This is a genomic window from Bradyrhizobium sp. YCK136 (assembly GCF_044570075.1).
GTDB lineage: Bacteria > Pseudomonadota > Alphaproteobacteria > Rhizobiales > Xanthobacteraceae > Bradyrhizobium > Bradyrhizobium diazoefficiens.
Genome location: NZ_CP172424.1, coordinates 7,706,763 through 7,725,473, shown reverse-complemented (window position 1 = coordinate 7,725,473; position 18,711 = coordinate 7,706,763). Strand labels below are relative to the sequence as shown.

20 protein-coding genes are annotated in these 18,711 nt (G+C 63.9%); 14 read left to right on the top strand and 6 right to left on the bottom strand.

The genetic code is table 11. The annotated features are described in order from the left end of the window. The first annotated feature begins 42 nt into the window (after window positions 1-42). The 7 genes from ACFLEY_RS37235 to ACFLEY_RS37205 all read left to right on the top strand — a co-directional run bounded on the left by ACFLEY_RS37235 (window position 43) and on the right by ACFLEY_RS37205 (window position 7,205). Window positions 43-1,476 (top strand): basic amino acid/polyamine antiporter, encoded by a 1,434-nt coding sequence (locus ACFLEY_RS37235; protein ID WP_060910613.1) that lies wholly within the window; start codon window positions 43-45, stop codon window positions 1,474-1,476. 26 nt (window positions 1,477-1,502) lie between these two features. Continuing rightward, window positions 1,503-2,765 carry an arginine deiminase gene (arcA, locus tag ACFLEY_RS37230; RefSeq protein ID WP_060910614.1) on the top strand — a complete coding sequence of 421 codons (1,263 nt, stop codon included), beginning with the start codon at window positions 1,503-1,505 and terminating at the stop codon, window positions 2,763-2,765. 264 nt (window positions 2,766-3,029) lie between these two features. Next, complete coding sequence (locus ACFLEY_RS37225; protein WP_060910615.1) at window positions 3,030-3,848, top strand: outer membrane beta-barrel protein; 819 nt, start codon at window positions 3,030-3,032, stop codon at window positions 3,846-3,848. A gap of 660 nt (window positions 3,849-4,508) precedes the next feature. After that, the gene (locus tag ACFLEY_RS37220; protein WP_309142158.1) at window positions 4,509-5,405 is read left to right on the top strand and encodes a histidine kinase; all 897 of its coding nucleotides are present in this window, start codon (window positions 4,509-4,511) and stop codon (window positions 5,403-5,405) included. After that, window positions 5,402-5,701 (top strand): ATP-binding protein, encoded by a 300-nt coding sequence (locus tag ACFLEY_RS37215; RefSeq protein ID WP_309142157.1) that lies wholly within the window; start codon window positions 5,402-5,404, stop codon window positions 5,699-5,701. The genes ACFLEY_RS37220 and ACFLEY_RS37215 overlap by 4 nt, the downstream gene beginning before the upstream one ends. A 70-nt stretch (window positions 5,702-5,771) precedes the next feature. Continuing rightward, window positions 5,772-6,401: a response regulator transcription factor gene (locus ACFLEY_RS37210; RefSeq protein ID WP_038965441.1), complete on the top strand. Its 630-nt coding sequence runs from the start codon at window positions 5,772-5,774 to the stop codon at window positions 6,399-6,401. A gap of 168 nt (window positions 6,402-6,569) precedes the next feature. Next, window positions 6,570-7,205 (top strand): response regulator transcription factor, encoded by a 636-nt coding sequence (locus tag ACFLEY_RS37205; protein ID WP_011090041.1) that lies wholly within the window; start codon window positions 6,570-6,572, stop codon window positions 7,203-7,205. A 100-nt stretch (window positions 7,206-7,305) separates the two neighbouring features. Here ACFLEY_RS37205 and ACFLEY_RS37200 read toward each other — a convergent pair whose 3' ends face one another. After that, a complete protein-coding gene (locus ACFLEY_RS37200; protein WP_171901228.1) occupies window positions 7,306-8,190 on the bottom strand; it encodes a hypothetical protein in 885 nt (294 codons plus the stop codon). Between the two features lie 337 nt (window positions 8,191-8,527). Here ACFLEY_RS37200 and ACFLEY_RS37195 point away from each other — a divergent pair, with 337 nt between their 5' ends. The 3 genes from ACFLEY_RS37195 to ACFLEY_RS37185 are packed head-to-tail and all read left to right on the top strand — an operon-like array spanning window position 8,528 to window position 11,874. Further along, a complete protein-coding gene (locus tag ACFLEY_RS37195) occupies window positions 8,528-10,033 on the top strand; it encodes an amidohydrolase family protein (protein ID WP_249163191.1) in 1,506 nt (501 codons plus the stop codon). Window positions 10,034-10,036: 3 nt separating this feature from the next. Further along, window positions 10,037-10,966 (top strand): GTP-binding protein, encoded by a 930-nt coding sequence (locus ACFLEY_RS37190; protein WP_060910618.1) that lies wholly within the window; start codon window positions 10,037-10,039, stop codon window positions 10,964-10,966. A 44-nt stretch (window positions 10,967-11,010) separates the two neighbouring features. Beyond that, complete coding sequence (locus tag ACFLEY_RS37185) at window positions 11,011-11,874, top strand: DUF1989 domain-containing protein (protein WP_060910619.1); 864 nt, start codon at window positions 11,011-11,013, stop codon at window positions 11,872-11,874. Window positions 11,875-11,877: 3 nt separating this feature from the next. On the opposite strand, the gene ACFLEY_RS37180 is transcribed toward ACFLEY_RS37185, so the two are convergent. The 3 genes from ACFLEY_RS37180 to ACFLEY_RS37170 all read right to left on the bottom strand — a co-directional run bounded on the left by ACFLEY_RS37180 (window position 11,878) and on the right by ACFLEY_RS37170 (window position 13,132). After that, entirely contained in the window at window positions 11,878-12,273 is a 396-nt protein-coding gene (locus ACFLEY_RS37180) for a GFA family protein (protein ID WP_396604361.1), read from the bottom strand. A gap of 1 nt (window position 12,274) precedes the next feature. Then, on the bottom strand, window positions 12,275-12,646 hold the full coding sequence (locus ACFLEY_RS37175) for a hypothetical protein (protein WP_011090035.1): 372 nt from the start codon (window positions 12,644-12,646) through the stop codon (window positions 12,275-12,277). Between the two features lie 108 nt (window positions 12,647-12,754). Beyond that, window positions 12,755-13,132: a tautomerase family protein gene (locus ACFLEY_RS37170; RefSeq protein WP_011090034.1), complete on the bottom strand. Its 378-nt coding sequence runs from the start codon at window positions 13,130-13,132 to the stop codon at window positions 12,755-12,757. 166 nt (window positions 13,133-13,298) lie between these two features. Here ACFLEY_RS37170 and ACFLEY_RS37165 point away from each other — a divergent pair, with 166 nt between their 5' ends. Next, the gene (locus tag ACFLEY_RS37165; protein ID WP_038965445.1) at window positions 13,299-13,898 is read left to right on the top strand and encodes a TetR/AcrR family transcriptional regulator; all 600 of its coding nucleotides are present in this window, start codon (window positions 13,299-13,301) and stop codon (window positions 13,896-13,898) included. A gap of 3 nt (window positions 13,899-13,901) precedes the next feature. On the opposite strand, the gene ACFLEY_RS37160 is transcribed toward ACFLEY_RS37165, so the two are convergent. Further along, window positions 13,902-14,375 (bottom strand): hypothetical protein, encoded by a 474-nt coding sequence (locus ACFLEY_RS37160; RefSeq protein ID WP_060912925.1) that lies wholly within the window; start codon window positions 14,373-14,375, stop codon window positions 13,902-13,904. A 173-nt stretch (window positions 14,376-14,548) separates the two neighbouring features. Here ACFLEY_RS37160 and ACFLEY_RS37155 point away from each other — a divergent pair, with 173 nt between their 5' ends. Further along, complete coding sequence (locus tag ACFLEY_RS37155) at window positions 14,549-15,613, top strand: IS630-like element ISRj1 family transposase (RefSeq protein WP_026192128.1); 1,065 nt, start codon at window positions 14,549-14,551, stop codon at window positions 15,611-15,613. Here ACFLEY_RS37155 and ACFLEY_RS37150 read toward each other — a convergent pair. Further along, entirely contained in the window at window positions 15,600-16,007 is a 408-nt protein-coding gene (locus ACFLEY_RS37150; RefSeq protein WP_396604360.1) for a hypothetical protein, read from the bottom strand. The two genes, ACFLEY_RS37155 and ACFLEY_RS37150, sit on opposite strands and share 14 nt — an antisense overlap. Window positions 16,008-16,302: 295 nt before the next feature. Between ACFLEY_RS37150 and ACFLEY_RS37145 the strand changes: the two genes are divergently transcribed. Together ACFLEY_RS37145 and ACFLEY_RS37140 are read left to right on the top strand one after the other, a co-directional pair. Further along, the gene (locus ACFLEY_RS37145) at window positions 16,303-17,985 is read left to right on the top strand and encodes a methyl-accepting chemotaxis protein (protein WP_060910622.1); all 1,683 of its coding nucleotides are present in this window, start codon (window positions 16,303-16,305) and stop codon (window positions 17,983-17,985) included. Window positions 17,986-17,997: 12 nt separating this feature from the next. Next, window positions 17,998-18,669 carry an aspartate/glutamate racemase family protein gene (locus ACFLEY_RS37140; protein ID WP_011090029.1) on the top strand — a complete coding sequence of 224 codons (672 nt, stop codon included), beginning with the start codon at window positions 17,998-18,000 and terminating at the stop codon, window positions 18,667-18,669. Window positions 18,670-18,711 lie beyond the last annotated feature (42 nt).

Sequence of the window (18,711 nt, the reverse complement as noted above, 5' to 3'; positions counted from 1 at the left end):
TCGGCCAGGATGCCGCGCACCCGCGCGTCGCGAGGTCTTCACATGACTGGGACGCCGTCAATCCAAAAGCTCTCCCTGTTCGCATTGACCGCGATGGTGGTCGGCTCGATGGTCGGCTCGGGGATCTTCTCGCTGCCGAGAACTTTCGGCATCGCCACCGGTCCGTTCGGCGCGATCTTTGCCTGGTGCATTGCCGGCGGCGGCATGTACACCCTCGCGCGGGTGTTCCAGGCGCTGGCCGAGCGAAAGCCCGAGCTCGATGCCGGCGTCTATGCCTATGCGAAGGAAGGATTTGGCGATTATCCCGGCTTCTTGTCGGCATTCGGATACTGGATCGGCAGCTGCATCGGCAACGTATCCTATTGGGTCCTCATCAAGTCGACCTTGGGCGCCTTCTTTCCGGTCTTTGGGGATGGCAACACGGTCACCGCAATCATCGTCGCCTCGATCGGAATTTGGCTGTTCCACTTCATGATCCTGCGCGGCGTGCAGCAGGCGGCCGCGATCAACACCATCGTCACTGTCGCCAAGATCGTTCCGATCCTGGTCTTCATCGTTATCCTGATTGTCTCGTTCAACGCCGACATGTTCCGCGGCAATTTCTGGGGCGGCGAGGGCATGCCGGACAAGGGCCTGTTCGAGCAGATCCGCGCCACCATGCTGGTCACGGTGTTTGTCTTTCTCGGCATCGAGGGCGCGAGCGTCTATTCACGCTACGCCAAGGAGCGCGCGCATGTCGGTGCTGCGACCCTGCTGGGGTTTGCGATCGTCACGAGCCTGATGGTGCTCGTCACCATGCTGCCATACGCCGTGCTTCTCCGCGCCGAGATCGCCGGCATGCGGCAACCGTCCATGGCGACGGTCCTGGAGGCCGTGGTCGGGCATTGGGGCGCGATCTTCGTCAGCATCGGACTTCTGGTTTCTGTGTTGGGGGCCTATCTCGCCTGGTCGCTGATCTGTGCCGAGGTGCTCTCCGCCGCCGGCCGGACCAGGGATATGCCGGCATTGTTCGGCACGGAGAACGCGAACAAGGTGCCGGCCGCGGCGCTCTCGCTCACCAACGTGATCGTCCAGCTCTTCGTCATCAGCACCTATTGGTCGCAGGATGCCTTCGCGCTGATGCTCAATCTGACGAGCGTGATGTCACTCATTCCGTTCTTCCTCGTTGCGGCCTACGGGCTCCTGCTCGTCAGGCGTGGCGAGACCTATGAGAAGAGCGGCAGCGAGCGAACGCGCGACACGATCTTTGCCGGCATCGCCGTCATCTACACGCTGTTCCTGATCTATTCGGCCGGAATGAAGTTTCTGCTGCTGTCCTTGATCCTCTACGCGCCCGGCACGGCGCTCTATTTCTGGGCGCGCCTGGAACAGAAGGCGAGGGTCTTCACGGCCGTCGAGTGGGGCATCTTCATCGCAGCCGCCGTCGGCGCGGCTGTCGGAATCCACGGATTGGCCACCGGCTACATCACGATCTAGGCAAGGCAACCCACAAGGGCAGTCCCATGGCAAAGCAGGCATCGGAATCCAACAGAGCCTTTGGTGTTCATTCGGAGGTCGGTCAGCTCCGCAAGGTCATGGTCTGCTCACCCGGCCGCGCCCATCAGCGCCTCACGCCCTCCAATTGCGACACGCTGCTGTTTGACGACGTGCTGTGGGTCGAAAACGCCAAGCGCGATCATTTCGATTTCGTCCAGAAGATGCGTGATCGCGGCATCGAAGTGGTCGAGATGCACAACCTGCTGACCGAGACGGTCGCGATCCCCGAGGCCAGAAAGTGGATCCTCGACAACCAGGTTGTTCCCGATCAGGTCGGTCTCGGCCTCGTCGACGAACTGCGGGGCTATCTGGAGAGCCTCACGCCGCGCGATCTGGCCGAGACGCTGATCGGCGGCGTTTCGACCCATGACTTCCCGGACGCCCATGGCGGCGAGATGCTCAAGCTCGTCCGCGAGGCCGCCGGCATGACCGAGTATCTGCTGCCGCCGCTCCCCAACACCTTGTATACGCGGGACACGACATGCTGGATCTACGGCGGGGTCACGCTGAATTCGCTCAATTGGCCGGCGCGGCATGAAGAGCCGATTCTCGCCACCGCCATCTACAAGTTCCATCCGGATTTCGCCGGCAACGTCAATGTCTGGTGGGGCGATCCGACCCGGGATCACGGTCTGGCGACGCTGGAAGGCGGCGACGTGATGCCGATCGGCAAGGGCAACGTCCTGATCGGGTTGAGCGAGCGCACCTCGCGGCAGGCGATCAGCCAGGTCGCCGCGGCCTTGTTCAAGAAAAAGGCGGCCGAGCGCGTGATCGTGGCTGCAATGCCGAAGCTCCGCGCCGCGATGCATCTCGACACCGTCTTCACGTTCGCGGACCGAGATTGCGTTCTGCTCTATCCCGACATCGTCAACAACATCGCGGCCTTTTCCTACCGGCCGGCCGACAATTCCGCCGGCCTCGAGCTGCGCAGGGACGAAAAGCCGTTCGTGGACGTCGTGGCTGAAGCCCTCGGCCTGAAGAAGCTGCGCGTGGTCGAGACCGGCGGCAACGCCTATATGCGCGAGCGAACGCAATGGGACAGCGGCGCTAACCTGGTTTGCGCGTCCCCGGGCGTGGTGTTTGCCTATGACCGCAATGCCTACACCAACACCTTGCTGCGCAAGGAAGGGATCGAGGTGATCACCATCGTCGGTGCAGAGCTGGGGCGGGGCCGGGGAGGCGGTCATTGCATGACCTGTCCGATCACCAGGGACGCGGTGGACTATTAGGCGGATCGAGTGGGGTCGGCCGCGATACCAGCGTGCCACATCCGCGCGCCGTTCCGCTTTTGCCTGGGGGCAACGCAGCCGATCGGGGTCACGTGCAGCGTGAGTTCCCCGGCGTCTCTTTCGCAGCGTCGGGAGCTTCCGGCATTTTACGAAATGGCAATCTGTCGGTTCAATCCCTGATTTAAAGTATCATCACTAACACGCCACAATCGTTGCCCAATCTAAGGCGATTCCTGGTGTACGCAGAAGCCATCGGGGCATGCCATGCGCGGGTCTATCGTTCTGTTACCGGTCGTTGGATTGTTTGGGGCAAGCCCCGCGTGGGCCGCGGATGTTGATCTCACCGAGCTGAAGGCGAGCAGTCCCGTGCCGTACTACTCCGCTCCGTCGTGGAGCGTCGTCGGTTCCGTCGCGCCGACTTTCACCGACAATGCTTTGTTCAGCCGGGACAACCGCAAATCGGATCTCTACTATGAGCCCGACGTGAGCGTCAGGCTGGACGGGAATCTGACCAATGACCTCTCCTACCGGCTCTACGCCCGCGCCCAATACGAGGCATTCGCGACGGAGAAGGATGGCAACGCTGCAGTCGCACGCGTGGGAGCGCGCCTGACCGAGAATTGGGACGGCTGGCGCTTCTCCGCCATCTACGAGAACCGATACGATTTCGATGGAGTCTACCGGGACCTTGCCTTCACCTCGCACGACGTGATGGGCTCAGTGGCGCGCGACTTCCGCATGAATAATGTGACACTCTCGCCGCTGTTGCTTGTGACCTACCGGTTTTCCGACCTTGCGGAAGCTCGCCGCTGGCGCTTCGATGCGTTGCTTGGCATCGAAGTCAAGCTCGATCCGAAATGGTCAATCGTGAGCACGCCGCTGTTCGAAGCCTTCTGGTTCACAGACGGGCTGAACCGGGGGCGGCAAGACCAGATCTACTCGGCGGACCTGGGTGTGAAGTACAATTTTACCAGCAACGCGTCGCTGACGACCAGTGTGTTGTACGAAGCGCGTACATCGAACGTTGCTGTGCGGCGCTACCGGGACCTCAGGATCGGTCCTCGGCTTGACTTCGCTTTCTGAGGGGCCTGCAAGATGATGAAATACGCGTGGGTGCTGATGGGAGTCGCCGTTGGGCTAGCGGCGCCGTCTGCCGCCGTCGCAGACCCGCGCGATTCAGTCGACCGAAGCCAGCGCTTGGATACTGATGCACTCAGGGACGACGCCGCCACTCACCGCCTCCAAGTGCCGTCTCATCCGCTGGTGATCGCGCCGCCTCAGCAGCCTTCTCCGAGCGCGAAGGCCGGAAAGAAAAGGAAATCCAGCGCGAGCGGAGCCGGAACCCGCTAGCGCCTGGTAGAGTGTCGTCCGATGTTGATCCGAGAACGATATGCATGATTCTCGGAGGGCGCTGCTTGCGTATCAGGGAAGCTGTTATCCTCTCGCGCCGTTTCGTGAAGGCCATTGGCGGCACTTTAGCATTTGTTGCATCTCTTTTGAGTCCAGTGCCGAATGGTCTGGCACGAACCGCATATTTGATCCCTTCAGCTCTCCCCCTCACGAATTCGAGATTCTAATCTCGCGCTACTACTACTTATGGCGCGATCAACCTAACGGTGTATAATCTGCGGACCCCACGGGCGTACTCTGATCCAGGGTGATGCCCCGCCTGCGGGGCAGGACGGCGACTCTCGATATCGAGCTTCAATGTCGGGCGTTGCCGCAGCAGAGTGAGCGCGTACCGTGAAGCCTCATAGCTTTCCCGCTTCCGAGCCAATTCGAACCAGCGGCACAGGGTCGTTCCGGCTCGATTTCGAAGAGGCCAGCGACCGGCTGTACTGGATGTGCTCGGCTGACTTTCTCTTCGTCGTGCGCCCTTCGCCTGGCCGTCGCTTCGTCTATGAGGGGATCAACCCGGCATTCGAGCAGCATCTCGGCATCTCGTCCGAAGACATCAGGGAGATGGACGTCTCCAGCTGCATGAGCAGGGATGACGCCAGATCCATCTATGAAGCCCTTCGCGCCTGTCTCGCGGAAGGAACGGAAGTGAGGATTCGCCATCGTCTCGCATTTGGCGACCGGCGGCAAAATATGGAGACGACCATCGCTCCGGTTGTGGATCCCGTGGCGGGTAGCGCGATCCGGCTGATCGGCAGCCATCGTACCGTGCGCCATGGTGCATTCGAAACCGCGACCGAAGGTGTCGATGATGTTCAAGTCATTGCCAATCTGGCGTCCATCCAGGAGGATATCCAGCAGCGGATTGCTTCCGATCTCCATGATTCGACATGTCAGCATTTGATTGCCGCGAGTCTCGGTCTCATGCGGCTCCGGCGTGAAATGAGCGACGCGGTCGGCGCCGAACGGCTTTGCGGTGAGATCGACGCGTCTATCGATGAGGCACTCAGGGAAATCCGTGCCTTTTCCTATCTGCTACACCCCCAGAATCTGACGATCGACAGACTCAAGGCCGCGATCGAGCACTACGCTGATGGTTTTGCGGCCCGCACCTCGTTGCGGGTCACGACCAGGATCGTGCCCGACGTCGATAGGCTACCTTACGAGAAGCAACGCGCCTTGCTGCGGATCGTCCAGGAAGCCCCACGAACATATTCCGCCACGCGCAAGCGACGGAGGTGAGCATCGTTATCGACGCCATCGGCGCTCGTTTTCGACTGACGGTCACCGACAATGGGCGGGGGATGCGCGCCGACTACGCGAAGCAAGGTGCGAAAACCATATCCGTCGGCGTCGGCATTCCCGCGATGAGGGCACGGCTCGAACAGATCGGAGGGTCATTGGATATCCACTCCGATCCGGCAACACAGCTCTCCGGCACCATCCTGCGCGCGGTGTTTCCGCATGGGCTGACGACGAACAAGCATGGCCGGCGAAAGGCCACGGGCTTCGGGAGGGCCCAAGCTGGCACCCACTGAGGCAAGAAGAAGAAGGTTATCGGTGGCGGGTGGACATGGCTGCCGTATAGCGACATTGGAGTGCTCTGCCATGAAACGCTTTCTTATCGCAGATGATCACGAGGCGGTGCGATTGGGCTTGCGAGCGGTGCTCGAACAGCGGGCGGATTGGGAGGTGGTTGCCGAGGCGAACGACGGCAGCAAGGCGTTGACTGCGGCAATCGAAAGCCGGCCGCACGTGGCTATCGTCGACTTCTCCATGCCGCGAATGACGGGTGTGGAGGTTGCGCGGCGGATCAGGGACTATCCGCTGCAGACGGAGGTTCTGATCTTCACGGTGCACAAGTCCGGTCTGCTCGCGCAGCAGGCGTTCGAGGCCGGTGCACGCGCATTTCTGACGAAATCGGATGCGAACAGATCGCTATTGGCGGCCGTCGACGCGCTTTTGGTGCATAAGCGATTTTGCAGCGAAAGCTGTCGGAACGAACTGGATCACGGCGCGGGCGGCGAAGCAGACCGGGGCCGCGGGCTTACGCCACGCGAGCAGCTTGTCGTCAAGCTGGTAGCCGAAGGCTACAGCAACAAGGGCATCAGCGCGATCCTGAACCTCAGCGTCAAGACGACAGAGGCACATCGAGCGGCTGCGATGCGCAAGCTGGACGTGAACTCAACCGCAGGTCTGGTCCGGTACGCCGTTCGTGCGCAGCTGGTTGAGGCATGACGGCGCGTCGGTCCGTGGGGTCTCCTTGAAGCCGGCCACGTCGGTACATTCGCCGAGGCAGTTCAGGGTTTTGCAGGATGGCGCTTCGAGCCATGATCGGCATGATCGTTCGACCTTGCGGCTGCCGGCCGTCTCCATCGATTGCGGCCGGAAAACGAGAACGACGCCATGAAACGCATCTTGATTGCGGATGATCATGCAGTCGTACGTTCAGGGCTTCGCGCGATTGTCGAAACGCAGTCCAACTGGATCGTCGCCGGCGAAGCGACCAATGGCGAGCAGGCCGTCGGTTTGGCCGTGGAGACGATGTCGGACATCGTCATCGTCGACTATTCGATGCCACTCATGAACGGGTTGGAGGTCAGCCGCCGGCTCAAGGCACTTGATCTGCGCACGGAGGTGCTGATCCTGACGATGCATGAAGACGAGGAACTGCTGTCCGAAGCCGTTCTGGCGGGAGTCCGCGGCTTCTTGTTCAAGTCGGATGCCAAGAAGCACCTGATTTCCGCAATCGAGGCGCTGCTCGACGGCAGGCCCTACTTCACCAGCGCCCTGGTGGAGAAGCTGCTCCACGACTACCAGCTCAACAAGCATGGCAGGTCGGACATGCTGCTGACGTCGCGCGAGCAGAGCGTGGTCCAGTTGATTGCGGAAGGGCATACCAACAGATCCATGAGCGTCATTTTGAAGCTGAGCGTGAAGACGGTCGAGACCCATCGTGCGTCGGCCATGCGCAAGCTTGGAATGTCGTCGACGGCCGAACTGGTCCGCTATGCCATTCGCAAGAAACTGGTTGTGCCTTGAGAGACGCCGCCGTTGCCGCGGAATGGGTGCTGTGCAGATCCATGCAGGATGCACAAGCGTCGACGCGACGATCAGGTGGACCGAAGCCACCCTTCCGCAGTCAAAGCTTCCAGCTCAGCGAAATAATCCGCATTCGGGTCAAGACCCGCGACCGATTATGTGCGAGGTTCTGGCCATAGGTGTTGAGGCAATTCCTCATTGCCTTCGCTTCCTCGGTGATGGCGGCAATCGAATCCAGAGGCAGAAATTCGTAGCCCGCCACCCGGCCGGGTCGCAGCCACATATCGGCGATCGGCTGGCGGCCGAGGTTCGCATGCAGGGCCACGATCGTACGCCAATCCTCTGCGGCCGAAAGTGCGGCATCGATGCGCATGTCCGGCGTCCATGGCCTCTCGATCAGATCATGTCCCAACGTCGCGGGCTCGGTCGAATACCAGGCCCAGAGACAAATCAGCCGCAGCCGTGCAGGCTTCACCCGTCGCGGCTCGCGCGCAAATTCACGCGCGATCCACGCCGCCATCGGTTCGTGCGCGCGCTCGGCGGCATCGGCTACGAGCTGAAGCCATGTCGGCGCGAGCTTGGGAGAGCGCGGAAGGTGGTTCGCGATCTGTCGCCGAAAGAGTTCGCCGTCGGGCAATCGCGGGATCGGACGCGCAAACGTCTCCGGAGGCAGCTTGCGCAGCCACAGCGGGGCGTCGGCGGCAGGCGCCGCCTCCGCGAGGGCATGGCCGTCGATCACGCACGCAATCGCGCGTGCAGGATCGAGCCCCCGCCGCGGAACAGCAAGCGCGAAGAGCAGCGCGGGAAAGCTCGCGGCAAGGTCCGCAATGCGCGGATGCCGCACGGCCAAGGCGCGCACCGCGCCCTGGAAGCGCGGGTGATATCGCCGCAGCCGGCTTTCCAGCAGGTCGCAACGCCGGTCGTCCCGATCAGGGGCCAGCTTGAGATTGGATGTCATGACAATAGGTTCGCAAACGCGCGCCAATAGGTCGCGGCAGATTCGATTTGATGCAGGGCTTGGTGGTCTCACCCGGGAACCCATCCCGGGAAGCGCGTCAAATATCGCGTGACGAACCCGGGAAGCGTGCAGTCGTAGACATGGTCGCCTCCAAAAATGAAATTGCGCGCATCCCATAGCTTGGCATCTGCCGGGATGCAACCCGAGACTGCATCTCGTATGCGCGTCCCCGCGACAGCCGCGCGGCAATATGCATGCTGCATCGGCATCCGCGGCGGTGGTCGTTGTCACAAAAATCTGCCTCTATGCGGCTCAGACGCACCTCCGAAGCTGCTGCCGGGTCTTTGGAGGTTTTGGCAATGGCATGCGGAGTGACGATATGAGCGGTTTGGTGATCTCTGGCGGCCGGGTGGTGGATCCCGCGAGCGGGATGGATGCCATCGGCGATGTGGCGGTGGTGGACGGCAGGATCGCCGCCGTCGGCTCCTCGCTCGGCGGCGCCGAGCGGGTGATCGACGCCACCGGTCTCGTGGTGGCGCCGGGCTTCATCGACCTGCACGCGCATGGCCAGTCGATCCCGGCGGATCGCATGCAGGCGTTCGACGGCGTGACGACGACGCTCGATCTCGAGGCCGGCGTGCTGCCGGTCGCATCCTGGTATGAGCGCCAGGCCAGGAAGGGGCGCGTGCTGAACTACGGCGCCGCCACCAACTGGGCTTTTGCGCGCATCGGCGCGATGACGGGCTCCAACGCGGAGAGCTCGCTCGAGGCGTTCGGCAACGCCATGCGCGACCGCCGCTGGATGGACAATGTGGCGAGCGATGCGGAGGTATCAGGCATCCTCGATCGCCTCGCGCGCGGCCTCAACGAGGGCGGCATCGGCATCGGCATCCTGAACGCCTACGCGCCGGGCGCCGGCGTGCAGGAGCTGACCGCGGTCTGCCAGCTCGCCGCGAAGCAGGACGTGCCGACCTTCACCCACGTCGCCTACATGTCGCGCATCGACCCCGAGAGCGCGGCGGAGGCCTATATCCGCCTGATCGGCTATGCCGGCGCCACCGGCGCGCATATGCACATCTGCCACTTCAACTCGTCGAGCAAGACCGACATCGAGCGCTGCCGCGTGCTGGTCGAGAAGGCGCAGGCGCAGGGCCTGCCCATTACGGTCGAGGCCTATCCTTACGGCACCGGTTCGACCGTGCTGGCCGCGGCCTTCTTCAGTGATCCCCAATTCGTCGAGCGCAACGGCACCGGTTACGATTCCGTGCAGCGCGTGACCGACGGCTATCGCTTCCATGATCGCGCGGAGCTGCTCAAGGCGCAGGCCGAAGAGCCGTCCTCGCTGGTGCTCTGGCACATCCTCGACACCGAGAACAATTCGCATCACCGCGACCTGCTCGACATGTCGGTGCTGTATCCCGGCGGCGCCATCGCGTCCGACGCGATGCCGTGGACGACGTCGGACGGCAAGACTTACACCGGCGATGCCTGGCCGCTGCCGGATGACGCCACCTCGCATCCCCGCTCGGCCGGCTGCTTCACAAAATTCATCCGCGAATGGGTGCGCGAGCGCAAGACGGTGTCGCTGCTGGAAGGCGTGCGCAAATGTGCGCTGATCCCTGCGGAGATCCTGTCGCAGAGCACGCCCGCGATGCGCGCCAAGGGCAGGCTCGCAAAGGACGCCGATGCCGACATCGTCGTGTTCGATTACGAGAAGCTCAGCGACCGCGCGACGTTCACGGCGATGAACCGGCCGTCCGAGGGCGTGCGGCATCTCGTCGTCAGCGGCCAGCCGCTGATCAGCGACGGCATTCTGGATGTGACTGCGCGGCCCGGCCGGCCGGTGCGCCGCCCGGTCGTCGAGGGCTGACCTATGCCGGTCCCCATTCTCCTGGTCACGGGCTTTCTGGGGGCGGGCAAGACCACGGTCGTCAACTATCTGCTGGCGCATGCGGAGGGACGGCGCATCGCCGCCGTGGTCAACGATTTCGGCGCGATCAACATCGATGCGGAGCTGATCGCGGGCGCGAGCGACGGCGTGGTGAGCCTTGCCAACGGCTGCATCTGCTGCTCGCTCGAAGGCGATCTGCTCCGCACGCTGTCGACACTGCTGCGGCGTGATCCGAAGCCGGAGTATATCGTCATCGAGACCAGCGGCGTCGCCGATCCCTCCGACATCGTGCGCAACCTGATGGATCCGGTGATCCTGCGCGAGGCGCCGCTGGAAACCGTGCTCTGCGTGATGGACGCAGGCACACTGCCGTCGGCCCTGGATGATGCGCTGGTGCGCGCGCAGCTGCGGGTCGCCGATATCGTGGCGCTCAGCAAGCTGGATCTGGCGGACGAGGGCGCGGGTGCCCGCATGCGCGAAGCCATCCGCGCGCTGCGCGTCCCCGCCGTGGTGGTCGATGCGCAGCACGGCGAGATTCCCGCCGCGCTGCTGTTTCCCGCAGCCATCGATCGCGCGCCCGCGACACGCGAGCCGGGGCCGCGGCGGCCGGCAGAGGAACGCTTCGAGACGTTGAGCTGGACCTCGGACCACCCAATCTCGTTGCCGCGCTTGCAGCAGGCGATCGGCCGGCTGGCACCGAAACTCGCCCGCGCCAAGGGCCTGTTCGAGACCGTCGAGCAGCCCGGCCGTCTGACGGTGTTTCAGTTCGCCGGCGGCCGCGCAACACTGGCGCCGGGTGAGGCGCCGACACCAGGCGTGCCGCGGTCACGCATCGTTTTCATCGCCGAGCTCGGCGTTCTCTCGAAGGCGGAGCTCGATGGGATCATGGCGGAGTGCGTTGCGAGTGGGTGAGATGAGGCGGTAGGATGGATTGCAGTCACAGGGATCAGCTTGGCATGTCGCCCAAAATCGCACCCGCAGACGCCGCTTCGCGCCGCGCCGCCAAGCCGACGATCGTCTATCCGGCCGGCACGATGCCCGGGCCTGACCTGGCCGCGCTCGAGCAAGCTCGCCGCACGATGGTCAAGACGCACGAGCTCATCGTGCCGCCACGCGATGCCAGAGCATTTCGCGTGGCGCGCGGCCAGTTTTTCCGCATCGTCAGCATCGAAGGTCCTCAGGTCGGCGACCTCAATCTCTGGAATGCGGAGGATCTCTCCGAGCGCTTCTTCAGCGGCAAGACGCGGGCGCTCCATGGTACGCATGTCGGCATCGGGGACCGGCTCTGGAGCAATATGCCCTACCTTCGGCCGATGGCGACCATCAGTCACGACACGCTCGGCTGGTACGGCTTCGACGAGGACGGCGCCGGCATTCATGATGTCATCGGCACGCGCTGCGACCCCTATACAAATCTCCTGTTGAACGGCACGGCTTACGATTTTTGCTGCCATTCCAACCTGTCCCGCGCGCTTGCCGCCGAGCTCGAGATGGAGCCACGCGCGATCGAGCATCATATCCACGACGTACTCAACGTCTTCATGTGCACCGGCTTCACGAAGGACACGCACCAATATTTCATGAAGGCAAGTCCGGTCCGTCCCGGCGACTTCATCGAGTTTCTTGCGGAGATCGACCTGCTCGGCGCGTTGTCGGCCTGTCCCGGTGGCGACTGTAGCGCAACCCATTCCAGCGATGCCGCGGCATGTCATCCGCTCAAGATCGAGATCTTCGAGCCGGATCGAACGGCACTGAAGGACTGGAGCTGGTCGTCGCCAAGCGCGTATCACCGCCGCCACGGTGGGCATGCGCAAAGCTGAGCTTCAAGCCTCCACCGGTAATCCGTCCCCGTGCGCGTACCAATCCGCGCGGGACGTCCAATGCACGTGCCGGTCAGGTGCCGCGCCCAGCGGCTCGTCGAACGCGCCGGCATGAATGATCGCTTCGCGTCCGCTGCGCGTGAGATGCGGCATCGGGCTGCCGCAGCTCTTGCAGAACGCGGTCGCAAAGCTTCGTGCATTGGGCAGATCGAAGCGCGCGACGGATGTTTCCCCGCGCAGCCAGCGCAGCGCCCCCGCCTTCACGATCACCTCGCAGGCATGCGCGGTCCCGGTCGCTTTGCGGCAGCGCGAGCAATGGCAGTTGAGGAAGCGATCGAACGGACCGTCGACCTCGAACGCGACCTCGCCGCACAGGCAGCTTCCGCGGAACGCAGCCATCTCACTCCCCCTCCGGCTCGGCCGGTTTCTCGGCCGCCTCTTCGGCGTGAACCGGCGGGGCGCCGTGCGCGCCGCGCAGCCGGATCATCGTGTCGATCACGTCCACGTCGATCTTCAGCATGTCGAGATCGCGCGTCATCTCGCGCACCTCCTGGCCCTTGCGCGCCAGCTCCTCGGAAACGTCGACCGCCATCTTGCGCTCGGTCACATTGCCCTGCGTGTTGACGAACAGCTTTGCGCGCATCCATTCCAGCCGCGCCCGCTGGGTGTCGCGCTCGAACTTCTTCTCCGCGTAACGGCGCCGCGCCTCTGCGTAGGCGCCGACCAGCGCGGTTTCAGGCAGGCTCCACAATTGCTCGACCGACATGGTCATGCGGCTCAGGTCCCGGGTTCGGCTCGGCGGAGGTTTCCTCCGCCGCCTATCAGACCCTTCCGGCCGGCAATTCTCAAGGGGGCGCGGGCAACTCCGCGCCCGGCAAGTTCACGCGAACTGTGCGAGGCCGTGGCCGACCGACCAGTTCTCCCCGGGGGCATCGAGCACGTTCACGAACACGTCCTCGGGCCGGATGCCCGGGTTCTCGCCGAGCAGCTCCGCGATCCGCCGGTACAGCGCTTTCTTCTGCTCAGGGGTGCGCGAGGCGAACACGGTGATCTGGATCAGCACGGCGTCCTCGCTTCGCTCGACGCCGTAGGCGTTGCCGCAGCGGAAGTTCGCGGGGTCATGCTCGCTGATGGTCATGAACTCGTCGCCCTCGGGCACGTTCAGCGCCTCGCGCATGGCGCGGTAGAGACCGTCGAGGATCGCCTGCCGGTAGGCGTCGGGCTTTCCGGCGCGCATCGAGATGTGGAGGAGAGGCATGAGCTGGTCCCTTTGCATGCGGGCCGACCGGCCAGGGCGCATGGTGCGCGCCGGCGGTCCGGCTCATTGACGAAACGGGCTATCAATCCCAATTGGTTTTTGACACCATGTCGAGAAAACACGTTCTTGACAACGTGTCAAATACTTTCAGGCCGAGGATCGACATTTGAGACCGCGCGAGTTCGACCACGACGACGTCCTGCGCATTGCGTTCGACCAGTTCTGGCGCAAGGGCGTGCGCGGCACCTCGCTGTCCGACATCGCGCGCGACGCCGGCGTCCAGCGCGGCAGCCTCTACAATGCCTTCGGCAGCAAGGAGGCGCTGTTCCTGCAGGCCTATGAGCGCTACGCGGGCGATTACCTCCTCGCCCTGCAAAAGGCGCTCGGTGCCGGCAGTTTGCGAAAACGCCTCACCGCGTTCTTCGACCTGACCATCGTGAATTTCCGCTCGGGCTCGCCACCGCGCGGATGTCCGACCACGCGCGGCCTGATGGAGCTCGGTGCGGTCGAAGGCGAGGGGCTCGACGAGGACGCGCGCCAGGCCTTTGCGAACCTCATCTCGCGCATCACCGCTTTGGTTCAGGACACATTGTCGGCAGGCGCGAAACGCGGCGAGTTCAACGGCAATCCCGCGGTCGCAGCGCTCCACATCATCACGGTGACGCGCGGCCTCGCCGTGCTCGAACGGGCCTTCGGCGACGACGCGCAGCTGCGCAAGATCGCGTCCCACACGATCGATCTCGTGCTCGGCAAGGCCGGAGGTTAGGCGTCAGCAGCAGGCAAGCGCGTTGACCGCCCGCGTTGTCGCATCCTCTTTCCCGGATCCGACGAACCCGCAGACGATGGTCTCGAGTTCACCAGGCTGCTTGCTGCGGGCGACCGACAGCAGTCGCATTAACTCCGCCTCGTCCTTCGAGAGGCGCCGGCACGACGGCGGCATGAAGCACAGCTCGCATGGCCGGCCGCTGCGCAGGATCCTGACGAGCGCAGCCGCTCGCGCGACCAGCAGCGGGCTGTCGGCAATGCCGGGCGCCTCGTCGGCGAAGCGATAGGCCGCCTCCCAGCAATCGGACGCGCCGGTCGCATAGGCAGCGCCAATGAAGCGGAACAGCGAAAGCGCGACGCGGCAGAATTGATCGTAGCCTTCGACGCCGGGACGGGTCGCAAGCGCGGCTTGAAGCGGGCAGAGCCGCGACTGGCCGGCTTCCGGGTCAGGCACGGAATTGCTCGCAGCCTCCATCATGAACGATCTCATCAATGCAACGTGGGACTGCCCACAAGCCAGCTCTTCATCACCATTGTCCGGTCCTGGTCAAAAGGCTCGACATGCCGGTCAGGCAGAATGAGGCCGGCCATGCGGAAGATGGTCGCTAGTACCCACTTTTCTTGGAACGTGAGTCGTGATTCAAGGTCGGGATGATACCCGAAGCAAGAGAAGTCCACCTTTCGAGGAAAGATCGCAAGGTGCTTGAGGCGTGCTGTCGCTCACCGGTGACGTTGCAGCGCGATTTGAAGCGGGCGCGGATAGTTCTGTTGGCGGCGGATGGGCGCAGCACCCGGTCGATCGCCAAGGAAGTTGGGGTCCAGCCGCGGATTGTCAGCCTTTGGCGGCATCGCTATGCCGACCATGGCCTTGAAGGGCTGCAAGACAAGCCGCGGCCTGGCAAGCAGCCGATCTATACGAAGACGACCGACAAGCGGATTCTGAAGCTGCTGGATAAGCCGCCACCGCAAGGGTTTGCGCGCTGGACCGGCCCCCTGCTGGCCGAGGCGCTGGGCGATGTCGATGTCCAATATGTCTGGCGGTTCCTGCGCAGCCACAAGATTGACCTGGTGGCTCGCAAGTCCTGGTGCGAGAGCAACGACCCGAACTTTACGGCCAAAGCCGCCGATGTTGTCGGCCTCTATGTCGCGCCGCCGGCGAAGGCCATTGTGCTGTGCGTGGACGAGAAGCCCTCGATCCAGGCTTTGGAGCGAGCGCAGGGTTATCTGAAGTTGCCCAATGGCCGCGCCTTGACCGGCCAAAGCCACGATTACAAGCGGCATGGCACCACAACATTGTTTGCGGCGCTCGAAGTCGCCACCGGAAAGATCATCGCGACCCATTCAAAACGCCGGCGCCGCGTCGAGTTTCTCGATTTCATGAACAGCGTCACCGCGGCTTTTCCGAACCGCAAGCTTCACGTCATCCTCGACAACCTCAACACCCATAAAAAGAACGAGGACTGGCTCAAGGCCCACCCCAACGTGCAATTTCATTTCACGCCGACAAGTGCGTCATGGCTCAATCAGGTCGAAGTATGGTTTTCCATCTTGCAGGGGCAGTCGCTCAGCGGCACCTCCTTCACGAGCCTCAAGCAGCTTCAGGAACACATCGATGCCTACGTCAACGCATACAACGACAGAGCCGAGCCCTTCGTCTGGACCAAGAAAAAGGTCCGTCAACGCCGTTTCAAAGGCCGCCGTATCACTCAGCTCTGATTCCGGGTACTAGTCCCCGGACCGGCGCCAGCGCCCAATCCGCGCCCACCGGCGGCAGCCAGCACTCGAACTGCTCGCGCGCGACATCGTCGCGCTCCTTCTGCGCGGCGGCGATCGCCCGCAGGATTCCGTGCTCGCTCTCCGACATGCGCGGACAGGTGGGGCAATGCACTTCGATCGCCGTATGCGCCGTGCAGGCAAAGATCTCGATGATCGATTCCAGCGACGGCACGGCATCGCCGACGCGGAAATGGTCGTACACCTGCTGGATGTCGGCCGCGGTCGGAACGGCGCTTCCGCTGCGCGCCTTGGCACGAAATCCCCAGATGAAGAGTCGCTCGGCTGCGGTCAGTGCGGGAAGGTCGATGGGCTTGGCGTATGTCGATTGATGCATTGAGCCTGTGGCCTTGGGCTGGGCGCACGCCGCGTCTGGCGCTGACGATCTGCGTTGATCGTTCCGCCAGAGCCTGTCGCAAGTCAACGCGTCGAGGGCCGATATCGAGGTCTTCTAGATTTGAAGCGTTCGGATCTCGGATGCGGCCGGCCCCGCAAACCTGCCGGGCCGCATACGGCATGCCGCCGAGCGCCCACGCGATTTTGCGGGGATTTGGGGAACCCGAATGCTTAAAGCTTTGCTAAGGGGAGCGGGATAAACTGGCATATCAGCCCTTCCAATTTTGCGAGCCCCGATGATTTTTTCCCGCATCAGTTTCAAGCTGGTCCTGATTGTCGGCATCAGCCTCCTCGGCATGATCGTGCTGGCGCCGATCGCGCTTTCGACCCTGCGCACGCAGATGGTCGCCGATCGCCAGGCCAAGACGCAGCACATGGTGGACGTCGGCTACGGCATCCTGGCGCACTATCAGAAGCTCGAGAGCGACGGAAAACTCCCGCGCGAGCAGGCGCAGGCCGCCGCCATGGCGGAGATCAAGAGCCTGCGCTACGACAAGGTCGAGTATTTCTGGATCAACGACATGACCCCCAGGATGGTCATGCATCCGATCAAGCCCGAGCTCGACGGCAAGGACCTTTCGGGGATGAAGGACCCCGCCGGCAACGCGCTCTTTATGGGCTTCGTTGACGTCGTCAGCAAGCAGGGCGCCGGCTTCTACAGCTATCTCTGGCCGAAGCCCGGCTTCGACCAGCCGGTCGGGAAGGTCTCCTATGTGAAGGGCTTTGCGCCCTGGGGCTGGATCATCGGCACCGGCATCTATCTCGACGACGTCGATGCCGTGTTCCGCCAGAACGCGACGACGTTCGCGCTGGTGTGTCTTGTCGTGCTCGTGCTGGTGCTCGGTGCCTCCTTCGTGATCGGCCGCAGCGTCACGAAGCCGCTGGCAGGAATTACGGCGCTGACCGAACGCCTCGCCGCCGGCGACAGTGCGTTCGACGTGCCCTACACCGATCGGCGCGATGAGGTCGGCGGGCTCGCCAACGCGCTCGCCGTGTTCAAGGACAATGCGTCGGCCGTGGGCCGGATGCATGCCGAGCAGCAGGAGGCGAAGCAGCGAGCCGACGACGAGAAGCGCAGGACGATGGCCGATCTCGCCGGCAAGTTCGAGGCGAGTGTCCAGGCCGTGGTCCGCGACGTGTTCGATGAGGCGCGCGCGATGCAGCAGGCCGCGCAAGGCATGTCGGAGACCGCGAACAAGGCGACCGATCGCGCCAGCTTCGTGGCAACGGCCTGCCAGCAGGCGTCGAGCAACGTGCAGACGGTGGCCTCCGCCGCCGGCCAGCTGTCGTCCTCGATCTCTGAGATCAGCCAGCGCGTCGCGCAGGCCGCGACGGTGGCCGACAAGGCGGCCGCCGACGGCCAGCGCACCAACGATACGGTGCAGGGGCTTGCCGCCGCCGCGCACAAGATCGGCGAGGTCATCGACCTCATCAACCAGATCGCCTCGCAGACCAATCTGCTCGCGCTCAACGCCACCATCGAGGCGGCGCGTGCGGGCGAATCCGGCAGGGGGTTTGCGGTGGTCGCGAGTGAGGTAAAGTCGCTGGCGAGCCAGACCGCGAAGGCGACCGACGAGATCGGCGCGCAGATCACCGCGATCCAGGCCGAGACCAATCAGGTCGTCGGCAATATCGAGAGCATTCGCGCCACCATCATGGAGGTCAACGAGATCTCCTCGTCGATCGCAGCCGCCGTCGAGGAGCAGGGCGCGGCGACGCAGGCCATCGCGCACAGCGTGCAGGAGGCGGCGTCCGGCACCGATCAGGTCTCGCAAAACATCTCCGGCGTGACCGATGCGACCGCCGAGACCGGCCAGGCCGCCGGCCTCGTGCTGCAATCCAGCGGCCGGCTGACGCAGAAACTGCAATCGCTCGAGAACGAGGTCAGCGCCTTCGTTGCCGGCGTGCGGGCGGCCTAGTATAGCGGTGGGATGGACCAAAACCCTGATCGGCGTGCGCGCATCCTCCTGATCAATCCGAACAGTCTCGAGGCGACCACCGCGATGATGGTGGCCATCGCGAAGTCGGCCGCCGTGGCCGGTTTCGACATCGTCGGCGCCACGGCAACGCGCGCGCCGTCGATGATCGTGTCGGCGGAGGCGCTGGAGGCGGCCGCCGCCGAGGTCGAGGAGATCGCGCGGACGCATCGAGCTTCCCCGGACGGCATCATCGTTGCAGCGTTCGGCGATCCCGGTCTCGCCGGAATCAGGGCTGCGATGAAGCTGCCTGCGGTCGGCATCGGCGAGTCGTCGATGCTGGAGGCCGCCGCAGGAGGCCGCCGCTTCGGTGTGGCGACCACGACACCGCTGCTCAAGTCGAAGATCGACGCGTTGCCGGAGGCGCTGGGGCTGCGATCGCGCTACACCGGCACGCGCTTTGCCGAAGGCGATCCGCAAGAGCTGATGCGCGATCCGGCGCAGCTGCGCGCAGCCCTCGCCGGCGCGGTCGAGGCCTGCATCGCGAAGGACGGGGCGGAAGCTGTCATCATCGGCGGCGGGCCGCTGGGGGAAGCCGCGTGCGAGCTTCAGCCGATGTTCACTGTCCCTGTCGTCGCGCCGATCCCATCGGCCGTGAGGCGGATCATTCGCCTCGTCGCGGCGTAACGCCCGCTTTTTCCGCGCCGCGGCATCGGCCGTGATGCGGAA

Excerpts from the sequence above, each read along its gene's own strand:
- ACFLEY_RS37235 (WP_060910613.1), top strand. The coding sequence starts at position 43 with ATGACTGGGACGCCGTCAATCCAAAAGCTCTCCCTGTTCGCATTGACC.
- arcA (WP_060910614.1), top strand. The coding sequence starts at position 1,503 with ATGGCAAAGCAGGCATCGGAATCCAACAGAGCCTTTGGTGTTCATTCG.
- ACFLEY_RS37225 (WP_060910615.1), top strand. The coding sequence starts at position 3,030 with ATGCGCGGGTCTATCGTTCTGTTACCGGTCGTTGGATTGTTTGGGGCA.
- ACFLEY_RS37210 (WP_038965441.1), top strand. The coding sequence starts at position 5,772 with ATGAAACGCTTTCTTATCGCAGATGATCACGAGGCGGTGCGATTGGGC.
- ACFLEY_RS37205 (WP_011090041.1), top strand. The coding sequence starts at position 6,570 with ATGAAACGCATCTTGATTGCGGATGATCATGCAGTCGTACGTTCAGGG.
- ACFLEY_RS37195 (WP_249163191.1), top strand. The coding sequence starts at position 8,528 with ATGCGGAGTGACGATATGAGCGGTTTGGTGATCTCTGGCGGCCGGGTG.
- ACFLEY_RS37190 (WP_060910618.1), top strand. The coding sequence starts at position 10,037 with ATGCCGGTCCCCATTCTCCTGGTCACGGGCTTTCTGGGGGCGGGCAAG.
- ACFLEY_RS37185 (WP_060910619.1), top strand. The coding sequence starts at position 11,011 with ATGTCGCCCAAAATCGCACCCGCAGACGCCGCTTCGCGCCGCGCCGCC.
- ACFLEY_RS37180 (WP_396604361.1), bottom strand. The coding sequence starts at position 12,273 with ATGGCTGCGTTCCGCGGAAGCTGCCTGTGCGGCGAGGTCGCGTTCGAG.
- ACFLEY_RS37175 (WP_011090035.1), bottom strand. The coding sequence starts at position 12,646 with ATGACCATGTCGGTCGAGCAATTGTGGAGCCTGCCTGAAACCGCGCTG.
- ACFLEY_RS37170 (WP_011090034.1), bottom strand. The coding sequence starts at position 13,132 with ATGCCTCTCCTCCACATCTCGATGCGCGCCGGAAAGCCCGACGCCTAC.
- ACFLEY_RS37160 (WP_060912925.1), bottom strand. The coding sequence starts at position 14,375 with ATGATGGAGGCTGCGAGCAATTCCGTGCCTGACCCGGAAGCCGGCCAG.
- ACFLEY_RS37155 (WP_026192128.1), top strand. The coding sequence starts at position 14,549 with ATGATACCCGAAGCAAGAGAAGTCCACCTTTCGAGGAAAGATCGCAAG.
- ACFLEY_RS37150 (WP_396604360.1), bottom strand. The coding sequence starts at position 16,007 with ATGCATCAATCGACATACGCCAAGCCCATCGACCTTCCCGCACTGACC.
- ACFLEY_RS37145 (WP_060910622.1), top strand. The coding sequence starts at position 16,303 with ATGATTTTTTCCCGCATCAGTTTCAAGCTGGTCCTGATTGTCGGCATC.
- ACFLEY_RS37140 (WP_011090029.1), top strand. The coding sequence starts at position 17,998 with ATGGACCAAAACCCTGATCGGCGTGCGCGCATCCTCCTGATCAATCCG.